General features: G+C 66.7%; 19 protein-coding genes. 12 read left to right on the top strand and 7 right to left on the bottom strand.

Features of this window, described 5'->3' with window-relative positions; genetic code table 11:
* Position 1: 1 nt before the first annotated feature.
* Genes NCW75_01340 through NCW75_01325 form a run of 4 tightly spaced genes read left to right on the top strand, consistent with a single transcriptional unit; the run spans position 2 to position 3,815 of the window.
* Positions 2–880 carry a hypothetical protein gene (locus NCW75_01340; GenBank protein ID UYV12942.1) on the top strand — a complete coding sequence of 293 codons (879 nt, stop codon included), beginning with the start codon at positions 2–4 and terminating at the stop codon, positions 878–880.
* A complete protein-coding gene (locus tag NCW75_01335; GenBank protein UYV12941.1) occupies positions 877–1,740 on the top strand; it encodes an exosortase/archaeosortase family protein in 864 nt (287 codons plus the stop codon). Before NCW75_01340 ends, NCW75_01335 begins: the two co-directional genes overlap by 4 nt.
* Before the next feature lie 30 nt (positions 1,741–1,770).
* Positions 1,771–2,409, top strand: a complete 639-nt coding sequence (locus tag NCW75_01330) for a hypothetical protein (protein ID UYV12940.1) — start codon at positions 1,771–1,773, stop codon at positions 2,407–2,409.
* On the top strand, positions 2,406–3,815 hold the full coding sequence (locus NCW75_01325) for a sugar transferase (GenBank protein UYV12939.1): 1,410 nt from the start codon (positions 2,406–2,408) through the stop codon (positions 3,813–3,815). Before NCW75_01330 ends, NCW75_01325 begins: the two co-directional genes overlap by 4 nt.
* Here the strand turns inward: NCW75_01325 and NCW75_01320 are convergent, their stop codons facing one another.
* The 4 genes from NCW75_01320 to NCW75_01305 are packed head-to-tail and all read right to left on the bottom strand — an operon-like array spanning position 3,816 to position 10,382.
* Positions 3,816–5,888 carry a hypothetical protein gene (locus NCW75_01320; protein ID UYV12938.1) on the bottom strand — a complete coding sequence of 691 codons (2,073 nt, stop codon included), beginning with the start codon at positions 5,886–5,888 and terminating at the stop codon, positions 3,816–3,818.
* The gene (gene rsmG, locus NCW75_01315) at positions 5,888–6,697 is read right to left on the bottom strand and encodes a 16S rRNA (guanine(527)-N(7))-methyltransferase RsmG (protein ID UYV12937.1); all 810 of its coding nucleotides are present in this window, start codon (positions 6,695–6,697) and stop codon (positions 5,888–5,890) included. Before rsmG ends, NCW75_01320 begins: the two co-directional genes overlap by 1 nt.
* Entirely contained in the window at positions 6,651–7,901 is a 1,251-nt protein-coding gene (locus NCW75_01310; GenBank protein UYV12936.1) for an FtsW/RodA/SpoVE family cell cycle protein, read from the bottom strand. The genes rsmG and NCW75_01310 overlap by 47 nt, the downstream gene beginning before the upstream one ends.
* 3 nt (positions 7,902–7,904) lie before the next feature.
* Entirely contained in the window at positions 7,905–10,382 is a 2,478-nt protein-coding gene (locus tag NCW75_01305; GenBank protein ID UYV12935.1) for a penicillin-binding transpeptidase domain-containing protein, read from the bottom strand.
* A gap of 771 nt (positions 10,383–11,153) precedes the next feature.
* Between NCW75_01305 and NCW75_01300 the strand changes: the two genes are divergently transcribed.
* From NCW75_01300 to NCW75_01290, 3 genes are all read left to right on the top strand, one after another.
* Positions 11,154–13,178, top strand: a complete 2,025-nt coding sequence (locus NCW75_01300) for a hypothetical protein (protein ID UYV12934.1) — start codon at positions 11,154–11,156, stop codon at positions 13,176–13,178.
* A 409-nt stretch (positions 13,179–13,587) separates the two neighbouring features.
* Positions 13,588–14,274, top strand: coding sequence for a hypothetical protein (locus NCW75_01295; protein ID UYV12933.1), 687 nt, complete (start codon positions 13,588–13,590; stop codon positions 14,272–14,274).
* A 126-nt stretch (positions 14,275–14,400) separates the two neighbouring features.
* The gene (locus NCW75_01290) at positions 14,401–15,588 is read left to right on the top strand and encodes a DNA polymerase IV (GenBank protein ID UYV12932.1); all 1,188 of its coding nucleotides are present in this window, start codon (positions 14,401–14,403) and stop codon (positions 15,586–15,588) included.
* 3 nt (positions 15,589–15,591) lie between these two features.
* Here NCW75_01290 and NCW75_01285 read toward each other — a convergent pair whose 3' ends face one another.
* Both NCW75_01285 and NCW75_01280 read right to left on the bottom strand, forming a co-directional pair.
* Positions 15,592–15,969 (bottom strand): DUF2256 and DUF3253 domain-containing protein, encoded by a 378-nt coding sequence (locus NCW75_01285; protein UYV12931.1) that lies wholly within the window; start codon positions 15,967–15,969, stop codon positions 15,592–15,594.
* Positions 15,966–16,877 carry a hypothetical protein gene (locus NCW75_01280; protein UYV12930.1) on the bottom strand — a complete coding sequence of 304 codons (912 nt, stop codon included), beginning with the start codon at positions 16,875–16,877 and terminating at the stop codon, positions 15,966–15,968. The genes NCW75_01285 and NCW75_01280 overlap by 4 nt, the downstream gene beginning before the upstream one ends.
* Before the next feature lie 99 nt (positions 16,878–16,976).
* On the opposite strand from NCW75_01280, the gene NCW75_01275 reads away from it, so the two are divergent.
* From NCW75_01275 to NCW75_01260, 4 genes are all read left to right on the top strand, one after another.
* Positions 16,977–17,783: a glycosyltransferase family 2 protein gene (locus tag NCW75_01275; GenBank protein ID UYV12929.1), complete on the top strand. Its 807-nt coding sequence runs from the start codon at positions 16,977–16,979 to the stop codon at positions 17,781–17,783.
* Positions 17,784–17,808: 25 nt separating this feature from the next.
* Entirely contained in the window at positions 17,809–18,594 is a 786-nt protein-coding gene (locus NCW75_01270) for a class I SAM-dependent methyltransferase (protein UYV12928.1), read from the top strand.
* Between the two features lie 84 nt (positions 18,595–18,678).
* Positions 18,679–18,903: a hypothetical protein gene (locus tag NCW75_01265; GenBank protein UYV12927.1), complete on the top strand. Its 225-nt coding sequence runs from the start codon at positions 18,679–18,681 to the stop codon at positions 18,901–18,903.
* A 429-nt stretch (positions 18,904–19,332) separates the two neighbouring features.
* Positions 19,333–20,607: a DEAD/DEAH box helicase gene (locus NCW75_01260; GenBank protein UYV12926.1), complete on the top strand. Its 1,275-nt coding sequence runs from the start codon at positions 19,333–19,335 to the stop codon at positions 20,605–20,607.
* Here NCW75_01260 and NCW75_01255 read toward each other — a convergent pair.
* Positions 20,604–20,981, bottom strand: a complete 378-nt coding sequence (locus NCW75_01255; GenBank protein UYV12925.1) for an STAS domain-containing protein — start codon at positions 20,979–20,981, stop codon at positions 20,604–20,606. The genes NCW75_01260 and NCW75_01255 overlap by 4 nt on opposite strands.
* Before the next feature lie 243 nt (positions 20,982–21,224).
* On the opposite strand from NCW75_01255, the gene NCW75_01250 reads away from it, so the two are divergent.
* Positions 21,225–22,601 (top strand): hypothetical protein, encoded by a 1,377-nt coding sequence (locus tag NCW75_01250; GenBank protein ID UYV12924.1) that lies wholly within the window; start codon positions 21,225–21,227, stop codon positions 22,599–22,601.
* The last annotated feature ends 6 nt before the right edge of the window (positions 22,602–22,607 follow it).

The following is a 22,607-nucleotide window of genomic DNA, read 5'->3' as shown; positions in this document are numbered from 1 at the left end:
TATGGGACCTTCGGCCGAGGCCGCGACAACCCTACCAGATGCCTCGGGCGGGGCGACCATGAGCGGCACGGCTTCTGTGCGCCAGGTGTTGCTGTTCGCCGGCGCGATCCGGCCCACCCCGCTGCTCAAGGCCGCCGCGCGCAACGTTCTAGACCTGCCGTTGCTGGACGAACAGACCATCGGCCAGCGGTGGATCGCCGCCCACCAGGAACTGTGCCAGAGCATCGGCTCGGCCCCACCCCTGCGCGTGCTCATCGATCGCAAAAATCCCAAGCCCACGTCCATGCCCGAGGGCCAGGCCACGATCGAGCCCGACGACGTGGCCTTCCTGGGCACCGGCGGCGTCTTGCGGGCCGCGGCCAAGGACCAGGACGGCATGATGCTCGTCGCCACCGGGGGGAGTGTGCTCACGCGAACACTGCCTGAAGTCGTGGCTCGGTTGCTCGCCCTGGAAGCCGACGTGGCGTTGCTGGCCGAGCACGACGGTACCCCAACGGGTGTGATGCTCGTGTCGGCGGCCGTGATGCGTGAGATCCCCGGCGCGGGCTACATCGACTTTAAAGAGCAATGCCTGCCGGGCATTGCCGAGCGGCACCGAGTGCGTGTGGCCCGTGCGGCACGAGGCGAGCGGGTGTGCCTGCCTATCCGCAACCGTGAGCAGTACCTCGAGGCGCTGGCCTACCAAGCGGATGGGGAGCCATTCCAGGTCGTTGAAGATGGTGCGGAGGTGTCACCAGCTGGCCGCGTCCGGGATGCTGTTGTCCTCGCCGGCGCGCGCATTGGTGCCAAGTCTGTGGTCGCCCGTTCGTTCTTGGGCCCGGGCGCGGTTGTTCCGGCCGGACAGGTCCTCACCGATCGAACGCTGGGGGCCGGCGCATGAGCGTCGAAGCAACAACCTGGGGCCGCTGGGCCCCGCTGCAAGCTATCGCCGCAACGCTTGCGGCCATCCTCGCCTGCCTGCCCGCGTGGCGCGACATCTACATCAGCGCGACAGCCGACCCCGACAACGGGTACATCGTGCTCGTGCCGGCCGTCGCTGGCTGGCTCGCCCTGTGCCGCCGGCGACGCCTGCGCAGCGCGGGGCGGCGCGGGTTATGGCTTGGTCCGGTGATCGTGGCGGTCGCCGGGCTGATTTATGTGCTCGCCGGCACCTTCGGCCCAACCCTGGCGCTCCACCTGGGGGCCATCGGGGTGCTGATCGGTGCCATCTGGTCGGTCGTCGGTCGCAGCGTGATGCTGCGTATGTCGCCGGCCGTGTTCGCGTTGTTCTTCCTGGCACCCGCACCGATGGAGTGGCTGCTGCCCGTCAGCAACATCCTGGGTTCGTGGAGCCTGGCCGTCACCGCGGGGCTGCTTGAGATCCTCGGCGTAACCGCCTACGTCAATGGCCGCGACCTGATCGTCGGGACAGCCGAACTCAGCCTGGGTGGATTCGCGGGCGTTCGGATGATCGCCGCCATCGGTCTGGTCACCTACGCCTTCGCGTTCGGCATGCCCCTTCGCCACGGCGTGAGGATCGGCCTCGTGCTCGCCAGCCCGCTCGTGGCGATCGTCGCCAACGTCGTACGCCTCGTGCCATTTGCCATCCTGGCCGACAACTGGCCGGCATCCGCGACCATGCTGGCGCAGATGAGCGGCTGGCTCACTCTCGCGCTCGCCTTGGGGATGCTGTACGGCGGCATCCGCCTGCTGCGATACGCCCAGGTACCCGCGCGCCGGTACGCGCTGGCATACCAATAACCCGACGAAAGGACGACACGAGGAACCCCCTTGACCCGCACGCTTCCCATCATACTGGTTCTGCTTCTGGCGCTCGGCGTCTTCCTGGTCGATCCCGCGCGCCCCGCAGCGCCAATGATCTCGCCCGAAAGCCTGCCGACCGCCGAGCAAGGGCTGGCGCAGAGCGTTGGCACCTGGAATCGGGATCCGACGTGGGATGATACATTGCCGATCGCGTATCCACCACACAACGAGGTGCTAGATACGTCGGCGCGATATATGTCGTCCGCAACAGGTGCAGAAGCCTTCTTGCGCGTTGTCATCGCCCAAGATCGCCGCGACCTTCTGGCGTTTGAGCCGACCCACGCGATGCGCGCGGGCGGCTGGTCGTCCATCGGTGCTGAAGAATCTAGCAACCTTTGGCAGACCAGGCATACACGCCACTCTGACCTGGTCGACGAGTTCCTCGTGGTGGACACCGCATTCGTTATCGCTGGGCTATGGGGGCCGACGCCCGGCATCACCCACGCCGTGAGCACCGGAGGGCCCGGCTGGCCGGGACCCGGCGCGATCGTCCAAGTGCTGCACGGCGGCGGGTCTGCCGCCGCGGATGCGGACATCCTGCGGGAAGAAGCACGACGCGTAGCCGATCGATTGGCCACCGAGCTTGCGACGGCGGGCACACGATGATCGCCGAACCCCCCGCCACCCCGACCGTCTTTGGCCTCTCGGCCGTTGCGCTGCACGACCGCTTCTGGGCGTCGCGGGGCGTGCAGGTCGTCCGCCGGGCGATGCCCACACCGCTGGTGCCCCACGCCCACTTGTTCTTGCTGCTCCAGCAGCGCACGCTGTGCCTGTTCGAACTCCCGCCGGTGGTCGACCACATCGTATGGGACGACGCCGACCTGGTGCTGCTCCGCATGCACGACTTCGACGACCACGCCTACCGCGAGCGGATTATCTCAGAAGATGATGGCAAATTCGTTCGTCTCGAGCGTGTCTACGGCAGCGACGACTCGCGCTTTGCGAGGGCGGCCATGACCAATCGGCCGACCGTCGCACGCCTGTGGCAAGGGGCCGACTCGCCGCGCGATGGCTGGCGCAAGCTCCGCAAGGCCGTCCGCCGCGAGCAGCGCTGGCCGATGGTCATCGATGCCCGCGTGTTTGATGCCGACGACGCGACCGAGCTCGCGCGGTGCGCCCGCTTGCTCGTCGAGCGCTGGCGCAAGCCCAGTAGCACGATCGATCGTGCCGAGCCGCGTACCGATCGCACCTGGGCCGACCCCACAGCCGTGATCGAGCCGGGCGCCCAATGCATCGGCAGCGTCTGGATCGGCGCGGGACGCACCGTGGACGCGAACCAGCTCATGGTCGGGCCGGACATCGTGTGGGACGATCCCCAGCACGTGCCCGACCCCGGCGGGGTGCACTGGCTCGACCTGGAACCCACGGAGCGAACAGAGCCGCTGCGACCGCGTTCGGTGCAACCCATCGAGCGGGTGATCAAACGCGGATTCGACATCGTGTTCGCCCTGGTCGCGCTGCTCTTCACGCTGCCGATCTACCCGTTCGTGATGCTGGCGATCTGGCTCGAGGACGGCCGGCCGTTCTTCTTCGCCCACACGCGAGAATCGCTCAACGCCAAGGACTTCCCGTGCCTGAAGTTCCGCTCGATGCGCAAGGACGCCGAGAAGATGAAGGCCGAGCTGGCCGCGATGAACCAGGTCGACGGGCCGCAGTTCTACATCGCGAACGATCCACGCCTCACGCGGGTTGGCAAATTCATTCGAAAAGTCCAGATCGACGAGTTGCCGCAGTTCCTGAACGTGCTGGTCGGCCACATGTCGGTGGTGGGTCCACGCCCCAGCCCGTACAAAGAAAACCAGTACTGCCCCGGCTGGCGCGAGGCACGCCTGAGCGTGCGACCGGGCGTCACGGGCCTCTGGCAGGTCAAACGCACCCGCGCGTCGGACAGCGACTTCCAGGAATGGATCCGCTACGACATCGAGTACGTCGAGAACATGAGCCTGTGGCTCGACCTGAAGATCATCTGGCGCACCATCGCCCAGATCATCCGCTCGATCAAGCGTTCTTGACTACCAGCTCGGCTCTCCGAGCGGTTCACCCTCGTACCGCTCTACCGGCACGCCCTCGGGCATCGCCTTGAGAAACTTCGAGCCGTAGCGGGCCGTCACGATGCGAGGGTCGAGCACGACGACCTGGCCTGTGTCGCTCGCGCTGCGGATCAACCGGCCGAAGCCCTGCTTGAACCGGATCACCGCACGCGGCAAGCTGTCGACACGGAATGGATCCTTACCCTGCTCCTTCAATCGCTCGGCACGCGCTTCGGCCAACGGACGGTCGGGCGGGTCGAAGGGCAGCCTCGTGATAATCACGTTGCGCAGGCTATCGCCCGGAACGTCAACGCCCTGCCAGAAGCTCGCCGCGCCGAACAGGGCCGAATTCGGATCCTCTCGGAAGCGTTCGAGGATGACCGCCCGAGAGCCGTCGGCCTCCTGCGCGTGGACGTTGATGCCGAGCCGCCCAAGCGGATCACGGCACGCCCGCGCCATCGCGCGCAGCAGCCGGTGGCTCGTGAACAGGACGAACGCCCCGCCCCGCGTCGTGCCCACGTGCTCGACGATCGCCGCCGCCAGCCGCTCCTCGTACCCACGATCGAATCCCCGCCCGGGCATGCCCACGCGTTCGTCGACGATCAGCCGCACCTGGCTCTGGTAGTCGAATGGCGAGCCCAGCCGCTGCGTGGCGGCGCCGGCCGCGCCGAGCCGCTCGATGGCGTGATCGAACCCCTTGCCTTCTTCCTGCGAGCTCGTCGCCAGCGTCGCGCTCGTGAGCGCGACGGAGAAATCGCGACCGAACAGCTCCTCGTTGAGCAACGGCCCGACGTCGATGGGCGCGCACGTCATGCTCACACGCGGCCGCCCGGTACTGCCCCGGCTCGCGTCGATCCAGTACACGTAGCCCGGCTGCTTCTGCTCGATGAGCTGCTCGCACGCCCGTGCGATCTCGGCGGCCCGCATGGTGTAGCTGTTCAGCTCGAACTTGTCGGGCTCGTACTGGGGCTCTTCGGGCAGGGTTTCCTTGAGCCGCTTGAGCTTGCCAGCTAGCGCGTCGAACGCCGGCGTGACCGAGTTGCCAACGATCTCGGGCTCACGCACGCGGAGGCTGCCACCCTCGCCACCGCTCTTCTCGCCCGCGACCACGCCAAGCGAGCCGAAGAACTCCCGGGCCGCCAACTCGGCCTCATGCACGGCATCCGCCGCCGCGAGTGTGGCCCGATCATCGGGAAGCTCGAGATTGGCCAGGTACCCCTTGTTCGTCCGGCTGTTGAGCAGCACACCCAGCAGGTGCATCACGCGGCCCTCGGTCAGCGAGATGCCGAAGTGGTCGGCGGCGACCTCCTCGACCGTGTGCGCCTCGTCGAGCACGACATGGTCGTAGCGCGGCAGGAATCCCGTGCCGCGCGCCCGCAGCGCCATGTCGCTGAAGAACAGCGCGTGGTTGGTCACCAGCAGGTTGGCCCGCTCCATGTCTCGCCGGGCGTTCTGATAGAAGCACTGCTGGTACCGCGGGCACTTGCGGCCCATGCAGTTGCCGCTATCGCTCTGCACGCGGTCCCACACGCCGGGCTTTTCGAGCTGCGGCAGCGAGCTGAGCGTGCCGTCGCGGGTCTCGTAGGCCCACTCCTCGATGGTGCCGAGCGACCGCCGGCTGGGCTCGTCGCCGAACAGCTTCAACCGCCGCTTGCTGGCCAGTTCGAGCCGCCGGATCGAGAGGTAGTTGCCCCGCCCCTTCACCAGCGAGGCGTGCAACTCGCTCGTCGCCCCGGGCTGGGCCAGCAGGACCGGTTGCAACACACGCTGAAGCAACGGGATATCACGGGCGATCAACTGCTCCTGCAACGCGATCGTGTGCGTCGACACGACGACGCACTCGCCGAACAGGATCGCCCGCACCATCGCCGGCACCAGGTACGCGAAGCTCTTGCCCACGCCCGTGCCCGCCTCGACCAGCAAGTGGGTGCGGTTTTCCATCGTTCGCTGCACGGCGTCGGCCATGCCGAGCTGCTCTTCGCGCGGCTCGTACCGCCCGCCCAGCGCGTCGGCGATGGGGCCGCCAGATTCCAACAGGTCGCGTGCGTCGGGCATTATGCCCCCAGCGGCCTGCGCTTGGGCTCGCCGTTGCCGCGCGGGTACGCCTTGGGCGTCGGCCGCATCTTCTCGAGGATCACGATGCGGCCCGTGGGGGTCTCGACCGTGCCGGCGTGATGGCTCAGCAGCAGGTGTAATGCAGCCTTCGCTTCGGCCAGTTCCTCGCCCGCCCTCTCGCCCTTGATCAGCAGCGCCACGCCGCCGGGCTTGACGAACGGCGTCGCCAGTTCGGCGATCGTCGCCATCGGCCCCACGGCCCGGGCGATGGCCGCGTCGAAGGTGTCGCGGTATTGAGGGAAGCGCCCGGCCTCTTCGGCGCGCGCGGTGATGGTCTTCCCGTGTTCCACGCCCAACACATCCACCACTGCGCGCACGAAGGCGGTCTTCTTGGCCGTCGAGTCGAGCATGGTGAACCGCAGGTCGGGCCGCACGATCGCCAGCGGCACGCCCGGCACGCCGCCGCCAGTGCCGATGTCGATCACAGTGGCGCCCTCGGGCAACTCGGCCAGCGGGGCCATCAGGGTCAGCGAGTCCAGGATGTGCCGCGTCCACGCCTCGGCCGGCTCCTTGATGGCCGTCAGGTTCATCCGCGTGTTGGCGTAGAGCAGCAGCCCCAGGAAGCGCCCCAGCTTCTCGACCTCACCGGGCTCGAAGGCGATACCCAGCTCGGCCGCGGCGGCCAGGAACTCCGGCGGAGCCTCGAGTGGCTCGGCGGGTGCATCGGCAATGATCTCGGCGATGAACGCCTCGACACTGCGATCAGGGGCTGGGCCGGGTTCGGACGTTGCTGAGGACCGGTTGGGCATCACCCTCAGCGTATTCAAAGGACGGGCGGTACGACTGCGATGTCCGGCGTAAACCCACGCCCAGCACCAATCCGGTGGTCAGCCACACCGCCACGATACTCGACCCGCCGTAGCTCAGGAAGGGCAGCGTGATCCCTACGATGGGGACCAACCCGACATTCATGCCCACGTTCACGATCGTCTGGGCGGCGATGAGGGCGGCCAGCCCCACGCACAGCAGCCTGCCAAACGGATCGGCGCACATGGCGGCCACCCCCAGGGCCCCCAGCAGCCAGGCCAGGTAGATGCCCAGGATGCCCACCCCGCCCCAGAAGCCGAAGCGCGTGACGAGCACGCTGTAGACCATGTCGTTGTGGGCCTCGGGCAGGCGGTTGTAGCGGATGAGGGCGCGGGCGTGGTCGTCGGCGTTGCCGGTGGCCAGCCCCGAGCCCATCACCTTCTGGGCGGTGTAGCTCTGGTAGTTGATGTCGTCGGCACCCTCCTGGCTGCCCTGGATCTGCCGGATGAGCCCGACCACGCGTTCCTTCTGGTAGGGCTTTAGGAACGGGTAGCTGGCCGGGGCGGCCATGGCGGCGACCAGCGCGATCACGGCGATGTGACGCAGCTTGGCGCCCGCGGCGATCACGATGGCGCCCAAAGCCGGCACGATCATCATGGCCGTGCCGAAGTCGGGTTGGAGCATGATGAGCCCGATGGGCACGAACGCGACCAGCCCAGGGCCGACGAGCCCCAGGAAGCGCCGGTGGCTGCGCCGGTAGCGCATATGCCAGGCCAGCATGATCACGAACACGACCTTGGCCACCTCGGAAGGCTGGAAGTCCATGGGTCCTAAGTCGATCCACCCGCGCGTGCCGTTGCGGGGCGTCACGATCGAGCTGGGGATGAACGGCAGCAGCAGGAAGATCAGCAGCCCGATGGTCACCAGCGCCAGCGGCCAGCGCAGGAGGCCGATCAGGCGGTAGTGCGGCACGCACACGATGCCGGCGGCCACGATGCCCACGCCCACGAAGATGAGCTGGCGGTGGGCGGTCGAGCTCAGGCCGGTCGCGTCCTCGGCGCGTGTGGCCAGGTCGATGGCGTACACGCCCAGCAGCGAGAGCGCGAGCGCCGCCGCAAAGCTCAGCCAGCCGAAGTTGGCCAGCGCCCACTTGGCGCGCGAGCCCGAGCCCTCGGCCAGCATGAAGCCGTGCAGACGGTCGAGCATGGCTCAGGGGCCTCCGCCGGGCAGGTACCCCTGGGCCTGCAACGCGTGGATGACCTGGTTGGCAATGGGCCCGCTCACGCGGCCGCCGCTGCCGGCGAATTCCATCATCACGCTAATTGAGTACTTGGGCTTCTGGCCCTCGGGGCCGACCAGCCCAACGAACCAGGCGTGCGTGTAACGGCTCTTGACCGGCCTGAACACCGTGGTCGTGCCCGGCGGTTCGTCGTCCGGGTCGTCGATGATGTTCCCATTGGGAGCGATGCGGAGTTCCTTGGTCAGCGTGGCGACGGCCTGGGCCGTGCCGGTCTTACCCCACACGTCCACGCCGGGGGCGTTGAAGTACTCAACCCGCTCGCCACGGATTGTGGTGTGGTTGCCGGTGCCCAGCTTTGGGTCGTTGACGCTCAGCCATAGCCCCCGCAGGGCCCGTTCGACCGCCGCGGGATCGAGCCCGATGTCTTCGATCGGCGGTGGTTCATCGCCGCGTACCAGCGTCGGCCCGAGCCTCTTCCCGCCGCGCGCGAGCGTGGCGAACGCGTCGGCGGCGTGCAGCGGGGACCACGCGATGGGCCCCTGCCCGATGCCCATGAGCGCCGCGTCGACGTTGGTCAATCCTCGTGTGGGATCGTCACCGGACGTGTTGGTCATGGGACCGAGGATTCCCGCGGCGCTGCCCACCGCGTCCAGCGGGGGGTCGCCCGCGCCGAAGGCCCGGTAGGCGTCGAGCATCCGCTGCGGGCCCAGCCGGCTGCCGAGCGTGTAGAAATAGATGTTGCACGAGCACATGAGCGCCTCGGCCTCGTCGGGGTCGTGCTCGAGCTGCGAGCTGTGGGTCTGGAACCCAAAATCGGAACGCCAGATCCAGCACCTCAAGATGTCTTCGCGCCCCGGCAGGAAGTGGCCGGTGCACTCGATGCGCTCATGCAGTTCCTGCTCGCCGCGGCTGGCGGCCCAGGTGAGCGTGAGCGCCTTGGCGATGCTGCCCGGCGGGTAGACGGCCGACGTGGCGCGGTTGAATCTCGGGTCGTCCCAGTCCTGGGTCTCGACGCCCTCGGGCCTGGTCGCGCTGCCAGCGGGATCGTCGGGATCGATCGTTGGCGTGCTGACCAGGGCGAGGACCTCGCCCGACTCGATGTCGATGACCACCGCCGCGCCGGCCAGGGGCTGCCCGTCGTCGCGGCGGCTCGGCGGGTTGCCGTGCCAGCCCTGGGCCACGGCCAGGCCGACCTCGGGGGCCAGGATCGCCGCGATGCGGGCCTGGAGCATGGCGTCCAGCGTCAGCGTCACGTCGCGGCCAGGGGTGCGCTCGATGACGGTCTGCTTGCCGGTGTCCAGCCGTCGTACACGCAGGCCGCGGAGGCCGCGGAGGGTGTGCTCCATCTTCGCTTCGACGCCGGTGTGGCCGACGTGGTCACCCTCCATGTAGCGCCCGCGGTCGACGCCACGGCTTGTCTCAGCGATCGCCGCCTCTTCTGGCGTCGCGGTGGTCTTGAGCCAGTCCTCGCGGCGCTTGGGATCCTCGGCGTGGACGGTGTCGCGCACGGAGCCGATGATGGCGTCCATCGTGCCCTTGACGGTCACGCCGATCGATCCCCCGCCACGGCCACCGCCATCGCCCTTGAGCGGGCCGGGCAGGGTGGAACGATCGATCTCGGTGGTGATGGAGCTGTAGGGGTACTGGCGGTTACGCGAGTGCCCGGCGTCGAGCCTGGGCACCAGCGGCAGCTCGGTCCGGGCCAGCGTGCCCGTTGGGTTGCCCTCAAGATCGTGTACCGGCGCTTCGAGCACGGTCGTGCGCTCGCGCAAGGCCAGCACGGCGAATCCCACGGCGTCCTCGACCTGGGGGATGATCGTGTGCGGCTGCTTCTGCTCGGCCACCGGCCGGTTGGCTTGTCGCTCCACAAGTTCTTTGGAGAGTTCTTCGCCGCGGGCCAGGGCACGGTCTTCGATCTGCTCACGTCGGCGATCGACGTACCCCTTGCGGATCGTCTCGACCTCTTCGAGCACCTCGGCCTTGCGGGCCACGATGGCCTCGAGCGGCACGCCGGCCACCAGCGCCAGCTCGGCCAGCCCGTGCTCGACGTGCTCGTCGAAGTACGGCTCGTACCCGCGGGCCAGCGCGTCGCGTTGCTCGGGCGCCAGCTCTCGCCACACGGCCCGGTGCACCTGGCGGGCGAACTCGATGCTGCGGGCCTCGGCCCACGAGCCGCTGAGCACCGAATAGTCGATCCGCACGTCAAAGGTCGGCCGGTCCTGGGCCAGCACGCGGCCGGTGCGGTCGAGGATGCGGCCGCGGACGGTCGGCTCCCAGGCCAGCCGCTCGAGCCGGCTCTCGGCCTGGTCTCGCAGCCCCGGCCCCAGGTGGAAGCTCAACCGCCCGAGCTGGGTGGTGAGGGCCGCAAAGCCGACGAGCCCAAGGCCCGCCAGCATGATGAGGCGGCCGTGGAACATGCCGATGCCGTCTTTTTCGTACATGCCCATGGGTGGCTTCCTTGCCGGCCCCTCCGGGGGGGGTGTTGGGGGGGGACGGGCGGGGGCGCGGGGCCGTCCGGTGGCCCTCGCATCAGGGTATCGGGCGACGGCCGTGCCGGCCGCGACGCTGGAGATCGGCAATCGGCGATCGGCGCCTCTGAACAAGGCCGCGAGGCCCCTCCTGCTCCCTCTCCCCGTCTTCGGGGAGAGGGTTGGGGTGAGGGGTCTGCCGGGCGTTCGTGGTATTCCAAGACCCCTCACCCCGGCCCTCTCCCCGAAGACGGGGAGAGGGAGCAAGAGCGCCACGACCCCCACCCCCACCAACCCCCCAAAACCCCCCTCACTGCCTCCCAGGCGGGCTCTGGCCCCCGGGGACGGACCATTCCCGGCCGGGGATGGACCTTTTCCGTGCGGAATCACTCCATCCGAGAGCGGAAATGGTCCATCCCCGTGCGGAAACAGTCCATCTCCGTACGGAAACACTCCGTCCGAGAGCGGAAAAGGTCCGTCCCTGAGCGGGAACGGTCCGTCCGGAAGCCGGAATGATCTGCCCGCGAGCGGGAATGGGCCGCCCTGCTTCACACGCCCAGTTGTCGTCGAATCTCCTTTGACCCTGACCGAGCGATCGTAACCTCACTCATTAACTGGGCTTAGCAGCCCCCAACCGGTGGCCTGCTAATGCTGCCAGGAAAAAACTTCTCTGTTCCGTGAACTGGTGTCGGAGCGTTAGCATATTGCGCATCCAGTAAATGACTTTACCCCAACAGATCAGCCACCGCCTTGCGCGTAAGTGCCGCTGTCCTCAGCGAGCAAACGATTGCACTGATCGATCCGGAGATTCTCACCATGTTGCTAATAGTCCTCCCGCTGGCACTGACCATTTGCCTTGCCGACGCCGTCACTGACCGCGATGGCGATGGGATCCCAGACGCACGAGAGTTAGAACTCCAGGGCGATGCGGTGATGCAGAGGGTATTCAATCCTCTTGTGAATGAGTATTACCCGCTCGTGATCGTACCAAATGGTCCGCTTGAAGTCAGCTTCGAGCACATGCTCATCGTTGATGCAACACTAACCAAGACGGTGAAAGCTGCTATCACTAACTCCTCTTCATTTACTCAAACCAATTCCACGTGGAGTGAGGTTGAGACCATCGCAAATATCACGGCTTCCGCAGAGGTTGGCTGGAAAGACGGCGTGGGGACAGCATCCTCAAAGCTATCCGCCTCGCTGAGCTACACTTCGAAATCAGGATCGCGGTTTGACGCCAAGGACGTCCAAACATTTCTTCAATCTGAATCGGAGGCACGCGAGCTTGTCCAAAAGCAAAACATGCAGATTGGTCCGAAGGCGGGACGGATTCGCACAAGCGTAAATTTGTATAATCCCACCGGACATCCCATCCGTATCGAGAGTCTTCGCGCCACATTTCATCAAACAGCTCCGCCCGCGACGACCCAACTGAACCCAATCGCAGCCCAACACTCGGTTGATGGAGCACTCGGCCTGATCTTGATGCCCCACGAACAACAACCTGTTGTAATAGAACTGACAGGGATAAACACCGTAGAACTACGAGACGCTGTCGAGCAAGGCCGGTCTTTTCACGTCGCCCTTTCAAGTCTGGATTATGAGTTCGTGACGCATGAACCAAGCCTCAAGGGAAGCTTCGTAGCCCAACAAGCTATCTCCCAGGTACGTACTTCCGATGTTCACGTGGTGAGCGACGACCGACACCATCGCGGACGGATAGCTCACCGAGATTTGAACGGCGATCCCATCTCTCTAGAGCGAGCGATTGAACTTTGTCTTTCAGCCGACGATGCAATCGCTCTAAGCGCGGACACCATCCTTAGCGTGGCCGGTATTTCAGCGACCCCGGCCGCAGACGGTGGCGAAGCACAAAGTCGCTGGCATCTCGCGGCCGATGCCCTTGATATAAGCCGCTCGCACAAGGACTTGCTCGAATTGCCAATTGCTGACTTTGGGGGTGAAGTGTGGCTTGTGCTTGTGTCTGCTGGCGAATCAGACGCAAGGCCATTTGATGCAGATGTAGGGTATTCGAAGATCGATTGGGCGACGGATGATCAAGAAGAACTGGCCGTCGACCTCCGACCCGGTGATCGAATTCGCGTGGTGGTGGGTGGCCACCACCATGAGCACGTTTTTGCAGTAGTAAACGAAGAGACCGTGTCGGTTCCCCCATTCCGCATTTCCGATCGAGAAAAGCATGCGATGTATCTGGATACCATTCCTTACCACGGAAAACGCGAACAGTGGCAGCGTCGACCCCTAAACGTTGTTTCAGACCTCAACACCACGGGCTTGCTTGCCGACAGCGGCCAAGGCTTTGAGCCGATTCGACGGCTTGGTTCTACCCATTGGCGAATCACGGCACCCGGGACCGCTGAATGTACTTTCACGGCAGCAGAGCACACTACGATCAAGTTTCGAATGGGATCTTCGCCAGCTACTGAGTCTTTGCAGATCGGTTACGAATTTGATATGCACCAGAAGACGGTCTCATGGCCAGATGCTGTCGTTAACGCAAATAGTGCCCAGCAGGCATTCAGCATGCGCGGGGGCGGCAAGTTTAGTGTGAGCCAAGTTCTTCGATGGCGAACAGACGATCTCTATAAAGCCGACCCAGATCGCGGAAATGACGACACACTGTGGCCCTCGTACTACAGGCTGTTCAGAAACGAACTTGAGCAATTTGTCGAAACACAGCAAAAGCGAAGTCGTGTTTACCCGCGACGGAGCATGATCGATCTCCATGTTGCAATTGACCGATCCGAAAACTAACTTCTGACAAAGGAGCTACAATGGACAAATGTGAGTACGATGGGAAGCTTTATTCACACGGGGCGGAAAAGTGCCAGGAAGGTCATCTGCACAGGTGCGACGACGGCGAGTGGATGCCTCTGGGTCTTTCTTGCAATGATGGCGATGCAGATGAATCCACTGAGAGCGAAGCCCCGTCCAGTTCCAGCGATGACTGACACGATGCTCTCGGGAGAACTGCTCTTGCAAAGCCGCCAAGCGGCTTGAACTCCATAAGTGTCTTTGCCCACGACCAAAAAGTTGGTCTAGAAATTCTGATTCCCACTAAACCCACCCCCACATCCCCCCGATGAACCCTCCAGACCGCCCCTGACGCTCGCCCGGCACGGTGCCGGACGCCCGCCCGGGGCACAATGCTGGAGATTCGGTCATGGGTTCACCGCGCTATCCGGATAAGGAAGCACTGCTGCTGGCCTGGGCCCGCCACCACGCGACCGTGTGGGCCGGCGGGCAAGCCGGGCCGCCCGACACGGGGCTCGATTTGGCCCAAATCCAGGCGTTTGAGGCCACCGTTTCTGCGGCTGAGGATTCGCTGGTCGACCGAACGGCAAAAAAGGCGGCCGCCAAAGCGAGCACAACCGCCAAGAAGAACGCCTTCAAGCTGATGAAGAACCGCCTGAGCAGCTGCGTGGCCACCATCGACGCCTACGTGAAGGACACCCAGGACGAGGGCGTCTACGTGCGGGCCGAGCTGGACCCCCCCAAGGAGCCCAGCGAGCGCCCGGCGCCCGCCAAGCCCGGCGACCTCTCGCTCACCAGCTTCTCCGACGGCTCGCTGCGCCTGGCCTTCAAGGTCGCCGCCGCCGGCGCGGTCTTCGAGGTCCAGCGGTCGACGACCGACCTCGTCGGCCAGGAAAGCCCCTGGGCGACCATCGCCGTGACCGGCGAGAAGATGCACACCGACCCGGCCGTGCCCGGCGGCCTGCGGAGCGTGAGCTACCGCGTGCGGGGCATCATCGGCAACAACAACACGGGCGCGTGGTCGACGCCCGAGCCGCTGAACTTCGGCAGCCAGGGCAGCCAGGCCGGGCCGGCGACGGCGGCGGACGCGGCCTGATTCGTCTTGACGCCTCGGCGGCGGGCCCGTGCACCGGCTCCGCCGTCGCGAAATGGATTGACCCCCACGAGCGGCGACGCCCGGGCTTCGGCCCGGGCGTTGTCGTTGGCGACCTTATCATGCCTCATGCCCGCCGAAGGCGAATCTTCTCCCAGCCCCCGCAGGGTCGTTCTTCACGCCGACCTGGACGCGTTCTTCGCGTCGGTCGAGCAGCGGGACAACCCCGAGCTGCGGGGCAAGCCGGTGCTCGTGGGCGGGGCCGGGCCGCGCGGGGTCGTCGCGGCGGCGAGCTATGAGGCGAGAGAATTTGGCTGCCGCAGCGCAATGCCCGGGGCGGTGGCTCGGCGGCTGTGCCCGCAGGCCATCTTCGTCAAGGGCTCGTTCGCCAAGTACCGGGCGGCCAGCCAGGCGGTGTTCGATGTCTTCGAGACCGTCACGCCGCTGGTCGAGCCGCTGAGCGTGGACGAGGCGTTCCTGGATGTCACCGGCAGCCTGCGTCTGCTGGGGGATGGCTTGGCCATCGCCAAAAAGATCCGCGCAGACGTCAAGCGCGAGACGCAACTGACCGTCAGCATCGGCGTGGCGCCCAGCAAGCTGGTGGCCAAGATCGCCAGCGACCTGGACAAGCCCGACGGGCTCGTGATCGTGCGCGACGGCGAGGTCGAGGACTTTCTTGAGCCCCTGGCGATCTTTCGCCTCTGGGGCGTCGGCCCGGCCAGCGAGGCGAAGCTCAAGAAGCTGGGCATCTCTACTTTTGGCCAGCTCCGCGCGCTCGACAAGCCCACGCTCAAGCGTCTCTTCGGCACGATGGGCGACGCGCTGTGGAACCGCTGCCGTGGCATCGATGATCGGCCCATCGTCACCGATCGGCGCGCGAAATCGATCGGGCACGAACGCACCTTCGGCGAGAACCTGAACACGCAGGACCAGTGCCATGCGCAGGTTGTCGACCTGGCCGAGCGCGTGGCGTGGCGGCTGCGGCGGGCCAACCGTGCTGCCGGCACGCTCACGCTCAAGGTCCGCAACGGCGAGTTCAAGACCATCACACGCAACCACACGCTGGCCGAACCGAGCTCGGAGAGCGCCGCCATCGTGCGCGAGGCCTCGGCATTACTGGATACCTGGGCCAAACGGGGTTTCGAGCCGGTACGGCTGCTCGGCGTGAGTGCGAGCAACCTCGCGACACCAGAAGGACCGGGCCTGTTCGACGCCGCTGAGCACGAGAAAACCAGCCGCGTGGACGAGGCCGCCGACGCGATCCGGAGCAAGTTTGGGGACGGTGCGATCGGGCGGGCGAGTTCGCTGGATCGGTGAGGATCAGGTCCTGGCTCGGAGGCGGATCGGGCCGCGCAGTTGGTCTGGTGAGACCCGCGATCCGCCCTGAATGATCTCGATCGTTCCCAAACGCGCGAGCCGGCGGGCCGCCCTTCGCGTGCGTTCCATCAGCGGCTTCCAGCCTTCTGGGTCCACGGCCCGAGCCGCCTCGCTTGGGCAGATGGTGGCACCGGCGCCGCGACTTGACAAGAGGTCATTGATGGCCGCCTCGATCCTGGCGTCCAGCGGGCCGGGCTTCTCTCGGCGGCATTGGTCGGAGCAGTAGCGGACCTGATCCCACGACCGCTCCCACTTCTTTCGCCACAAGAAGGTGCGTCCGCAGGTCTGGCATACCTTGGTGCGCGTCTCTTGGTTGGTCACGGGTTTGCTGCTCGCGGACGGGCGAGCGGGTCGACGCGCGGCGTCGGGTCGCCATGCACGCGGATGCGTTGGGCGATGCGCGGCCAGGCACGCAGGGCCAGGCCGTCGGGAAGTGAGGCGAGGATGCGCTTCTCTTCGCCCTTTGGCATGCGTAAGGCGTCCTCCACCGTCATCTTCCCAAACCGTCGCGCGGTGTACGCGGCCATTGTCGCGCGCAGGGTCTGGGCGATGATGGCCTTTCGCGGTAGCACGCCCGCGCCGATGGCCTCGAGCGCGAGGCTTGCCTGCGTGCGGATGGCATGCCGGCTCTTGTCACGGTTGAGCCGGTGGACGCCCTGGCAATCGGCGACCGCCACCGTGGGCATCGCGTCGGGATCGGTCTCATCGAAGCTCACGATCAGATTGCTGGGCTTGTGGTCGCGGTTGTGCAGGCCCGCCGCCAGGATGCATCCGACCTGGAGCCCCACGGCCCGGGCGAGCGTGTGTTGCCGGCCGATGGGCATCTCGCCGCGATTCGCCCGATCGAGACAATGCAGCAGGCTCGTGCCCTTGAGCCGGCCCATGATCAGGCAGTCTTCCCGCTTGGTGCCGTCGCGGCGGTTGAGTAGCGCGAGCATCGGGGCCGCTGGGATGCCCTCGGCCGCCAGCAGGGCCGCCCCGGCCCAGTGGCGATCGCCCGGGGCCACGCCCAGCCGAGCGCGGGCACGGCTGAGCAGGCCCCTGTACCTATAAAACTTCAGGATGACATCCTGCCCCCGCAACGAGGCGGCCAGTACGCGGACGCCTCCGTCTTCTTTCAGCAGGACGGCGGTCTCGGCCCAGGGCTCCCGGGCCAGCGCATCGGCCCACGCCGGGCCATCGGCCTGGGCGCTGTGCCGGCGGGCGGTGAAGCTGGGAGGCTCGGCCATCGGGCCCTAGTGTACGTTCGGGCCGTTTCCGGCCGCCGGATCTTCGATTTGCCCCCTCCACGCGGGCCGCTCCGTGCAACGGACGCCCCGAGGATACCGATGCCCACGCTCCCCCAGCCGCTCTCGGTGGCCATCATCTGCAAGGACAACGCCGCCACGATCGGCCGGACCCTGGAGAGCGTGCGCGGGCTGGGACAGGAGATCGTCGCGGTGGATTCTGGCTCGACCGATGGCACCCTCGACATCCTGCGGCAGCACGGGGCCCGGATCGTCGAGACGGGGTGGCTGGGCTACGTCAAGACGAAGCAATATGCGCTCGAACAGTGCGCCCAGCCCTGGGTGCTGTCGCTCGACAGCGACGAGTCTCTCGAACCCACGCTTCGTGGGGCCATCGAAGCCCTCGACCTGGAAGGCGACGCCGGGCCCACCAACTACCGGGTGAACCGTCGGGTGTTCTATGGTGGACGATTCTTCGAGTACATGTGGCAGCCCGAGTGGCGTGTCCGGCTGGTCCGCCGAGAACGCTTCCACTGGCAGGGGCTCGACCCCCATGACGAGCTCAAGCCAATCGCCCCCCCCGAACCAACCGCCGATCTGCCTGGGGACCTCCGGCACGACAGTTTCTCCAGCTTCCCGGAACTCCTGAGCAAGCACGTCGGCCACGCCCACCTCATGGCACAGAGCCTGCATGGGGCCGGCCATCGGGTAGGGCCAGCCAAACTCATCACCTCCCCGATCACGTCGTTCGTCCGGCAGGCCATCTTCCGGCGGGGCTACAAGGATGGCACCCGGGGCTGGGCCGCCGCCGGCGCGATGGCGGCTTATACCCTGATGAAGTACGTCTGCCTACTGGAGTTGAAGGACCAAGAGGGCCGACAGCAGCAACAGGACCAACAGGCAAAGTGACCGGATGGATCAGGAGCGAGCACGAGTGACCCAAGCCCCGCCAGCGATAGACCTGGACCGCGTCAACAAGACGCTCGAGTTCGACGACGCCAAGGACACGCGCGTGGCCCCCACCGTGGCCGACATGAAGCGCTGGACCATCCGCTGGCGCTGCAAGGGCGAGCCGCTGGGCGTGAACGGTGCGGTCAAGAAGCGGTGGTACGTACGCCCCCACAAGATGTGGGAGTACAGCCGGGGGTTGGCGTTGACCGGGGCCAGCCGCCCAACGCGAGAGCCGGGCCAGAAGCTGCACTCGCTCGACGTCGGCGGTGCCATGACCCTGCCCATCCTGTACCTTGGCAGCCTGGGCGACCGCGTCGTGTGCCTGGACATCGACCCCACCATGACCCAGCAGAGCATGGATGCCGCCAAGCGGCAGGACCTCGACCTGGACTGCCGCACGACCAATCTTGGGCAGGAGGACCCCTCCGCGGCCGACCTCGGTGCCCCCGAGGCCGGGTTCGACCGGGTCTACTGCTTCAGCGTGATCGAGCACATCCTGCCGCCCGAGCAGGAGCGTGTGGCCAGCCGGATGGGCAAGCTGGTGAGGCCCGGCGGCATGCTGTGCATCACGTTCGACTTCGGCGAGCACGGCCCCATGGAGGCCCCGATGCGGACGATGGCAGACGCGCACAAGCTGGGCGACCTCATCGGCTTGCCGCTGGTTGGGGGTGATTTCATCGACACCGGCGACCGCTACGCGCTCAATCGCAAGCACCCCGAGGCCCAGTACACCTTCGGCTCCATGTTCTTCCAGCGGCCCGTGGGCTAACACGCCGGTGGGCTGGGGCTAACATAGAGGCCCTTAGAGTGAGGGCGAACCGTGCCCGCGGCCCACGCCGCGTAGAGGACACCAATGGCCAAGAAGACGACCAAGAAGGCCGGCGCGAGCGCCGCCTCGAAGAAAACCACCAAGAAAACGTCGAAGAAGACGACCAAGAAGCCGGCACCGGCCGCCAAGGTCGGCAAGAAGACAACGAAGAAGAAGACCACCAAGAAGACCACGCGCAAGGCGCCCGCCAAGGCCGCCGGCCGCAGCAAGGTCACCCGCACCAAGGTCAAGGCCATCACGGCCCGCTAAGCCCGCAAGCCCCCGGCTCGGGCGCGACTACCGGTTCGCGCGCCGCATCGAGCCCCGAACGCATCGCAACGAACCGGCTGTTTCCGCGAGCATTCGCTCCCGGGCAGCTCAAGACGGCCCGAGGCTCCGGGCGATTTTTCTTTCGCCCGGGCCAACGGCACCACGAGCAACACTCGGCAGGGCCCACCGGCAACGGACCATGGGGACCAAGCCGGAGAGGATTCCACCCTGCCCCCGTCCAAGAAGACAACCAAGAAGAAGACCGCCAAGACCTCGACCGCAAAGGGCAAGCCGCGCGCGGATGCGCCCCAGGGCCGCCCAGCGAAGAAGACTTCCAACGCCGCCGGCAAGGGTGCCCCAAAGCCCGAGCGCGACGAGACCATCTTCGACACCACCATCACCTTCGACGACTTCGACCTGGTCGAGGACGTGCTCGAGGGCGTCGACGACGAGGGCTTCGTCAACCCGACGATGATCCAGGCGATGCTCATCCCCGTCGCCCTCACGGGCAAGGACGTGCTGGGCCAGGCCAAGACCGGCACGGGCAAGACCGCCGCCTTTGGTCTGCCGCTGCTGTCGCTGATCGACCCGGGCGACGCGTTCGCGGGCCTCGTGCTCGCGCCGACGCGCGAGCTGGCGCTGCAGATCACCAGCGAGCTCCAGACCCTGGGCAAGCACAGCGACCTCAAGGTCGTGGCCATCTACGGCGGCGACCCCATCGAGAAGCAGGCCCGCAAGCTGGCCCAGAAGCCCGAGATCATCGTCGGCACGCCCGGCCGCGTGATGGACATGGAACGCCGCGGTTATCTGCGCTTCGACAAGATCCAGGTGGCCATCCTCGACGAGGTCGACCGCATGCTCGACATCGGCTTCCGTGAGGACATCCGCCGGATCATGAGCGCGTGCCCCAAGGACCGCCAGACCATCTTCGTCTCGGCCACGCTGACCGAGGAGATCGAGAAGCTCGCCCGGCAGTACATGAACAACCCCGAGAAGCTGGTCGCCTCGGCCGGCTCGCTCACCGTCAGCGTGGTCGAGCAGCACTACATGACCGTGCAGCCTTGGGATAAGAAGCGTCTGCTCGTGCATCTGTTGACCCACGAAGAGCCCGCCCTCACGGTGGTGTTCTGTCGCCTCAAGCGCGTTGTGGACGACCTCGAGAAGCTGCTGCGCGACAAGGGCATCGACGCCGTCGCCATCCACGGCGACATGCGCCAGAGCAAACGCAACAGCGTCATGGGCCGGCTGCGCACGGGCGAACTTGGCGTGCTCATCGCCAGCGACCTGGCCAGCCGCGGCATCGATGTCGAAGGCATCAGCCACGTTATCAACTACGATCTGCCCGAAGACCCCGACCTCTACATCCACCGCATCGGCCGCACCGCGCGTGCCGGGCGCGGCGGCATCGCGTGGAGCCTGGTGACCCCCGAGCAGGGCGCGTTGCTCACCGAGATCGAGACGCGCATCAACACCCACATCCCCTACATGGACTATCCAGACTTCAAGCCCGGGCCCGAGCCCGCCGGCGTGCGCGAGCGGCGCGAGCAAGAAGCCGCCCGAGAGGAACGCTCCAAGCAGCGCACGCTCGAACGCCAGGGCAAGGTGCTGCCCAAGGGTGGCGATGAGAACAAGTTCCCCGGTGGCGTCGTGCCGACCAAGCTGCCGCCCAAGCGCATGGGCGGGCGCATCTCAGGCCGCCGCTAGGCCGCTTGCTTGCCCAACTTGTTGAGCGCCTTCTCGCGGCTCTTGGCGATCGTGAACAACCGATCGACCCGCGTGGTCTTGAGCACGGTGGCGATCGGGCTGGCCAGGCCGCTCAGCGTGAGCGAGCCGCCGGCCTGCGAGCAGGATTCTCGTAGCGCGACCAGCATCGAGATGCCCGCGCTGGACATGTACTCGACCCGAGCCATGTCCATCAGCACGCGGCCGCGTGCCTGGGCGATGTCGCTTGCGGTCTCGGCGATCAGGCCCGATGTGTCGGCCTCGGTCACGCTCGGGCCCTTGGGGGTTATCACGAGCACGCTCGCGCACACCTCTCGCGTGGCGGTCGGTCCGTCGACGATGGTCGTTGCGGTCAAGGTGCGGCTCCCGGGGTGCGCCCAAGCAAGGGACAGGATGAAAGCGAATTCAACGGATCCATCGGCAGGCTGCCGCGAACGGGCCAGTGCGCCCAGCCATCCCGCGGCCGTCTGCGCCGGAGGGGCAAGCTGCCGCTGTTACCGGACGCGGCCGCCCCGGCTCGGAGGCCGGAACACGCAAGCTGGCGCACTCTGGGGTCGAGGCTCGAATTCCCCCATTCCCTTCACGCAAAGGAGAGATCGATGATGAATCAGAAGAACACGCTGTCGTCCCGTTTGATAGCCGCCGCCGGGCTGGCCGCCACGGCCGCTGCCGCCTTCGGCCAGTGCGAGCCCGCCTGGGACTACGCCATCGGCACGCCGGGCGTCGACGACGGTTACGTCCAGCCCATCTTCGTGTGGGACGACGGCACGGGCGAGGCCCTATACGCCGGCGGCTCGTTCGGCAGCATGGGGGCCGCGCCCGACACCACCCTGATCGCCCAATGGGACGGCAGCGAATGGAGCGGCTTGGGCAGCCCTGGGCTGAGCACCGGCAGCACCAACGGCTTCGTGACCAGCATGGCCGCGTTCGATGTCTTCGGTACCGAAGCGCTGGTCGTCGGCGGGTTCTTCGCCAGCGCGGGCGCCATGGCCGACACGCAGTCTCTAGCCGCGTGGACCGGCAGCGAATGGGTCTCGATGGGCTCGCAACTGGTCAACCCCGATGCCGTCTGGGCGCTGACCAGCGGCGACCTTGGTAGCGGCGACGCCCTGTACGCCGGCGGCTCGTTCACGAGCATCGGCGGCATTTCGGCCGGTGGCATCGCGCAATGGGACGGCGAGAACTGGGCCGCCGTGGGTGATGGCAACCCGCTGACCGGCGTGGTCACGCCCAACGTGTTCGGTGCTCTGGTCTTCGACGACGGCTCGGGCCCGGCCCTGTACGCCGGCGGACGCTTCGACGAGATCGACGGCGTGCCCGGCACGACACTCTTGGGTCGCTTCAAGGATGGCGCGTGGGAGCCGGTGGGTGCCGGCCTCGTGCGCAGCTCGATCACCGGCGACGCCGGCCAGATGGCCATCTTCGACGATGGCAGCGGGCCGGCGCTCTACATCGGCGGCCGCAGCTTCTTCGCCGCCAGCGTGGGCACCGGCTTCGACGTCTGGAAGTGGGACGGCACCGAGTGGTCGGGCGTGGGCCAGGACATCAGCGGCATCGTGACCAAGCTGTTCGTCTGGGACGACGGCAGCGGCGAGGCGTTGTACATGGGCACCAGCGACTCCTCGCTCGGCCGTCTCGCCCGACTCGAAGGCGATGCATGGGTGGGCTACGGCGGTGGCGCCGATGGCGGCTCGGCCTTCGGCCTGGGCGAGTGGAACGGCGACCTGTACTTCGGCGGCAGCTTCGAGACCGTCAACGGTGAGGCGGCCAGCGGCATCGTCAAACGCACCGGGTGCGCCGGCGGAACCTGCTACGCCGACTTCGACGGCGACGGCGAGTTGACCATCTTCGACTTCCTGGGCTTCCAGAACGCGTTCGACGCCGGCGACCTGGCCGCCGACTGCGACGAGGACGGCGACCTCACGCTGTTCGACTTCCTCTGCTTCCAGAACGCGTTCGACGCGGGCTGCCCGTAACCCCAA

The sequence above is a fragment of the Phycisphaera sp. genome, from assembly GCA_025916675.1.
Classification (GTDB): Bacteria; Planctomycetota; Phycisphaerae; order Phycisphaerales; family UBA1924; genus JAHCJI01.
Note: the sequence above shows the minus strand (reverse complement) of the source record. Positions and strands in the feature narration are given on the sequence as shown.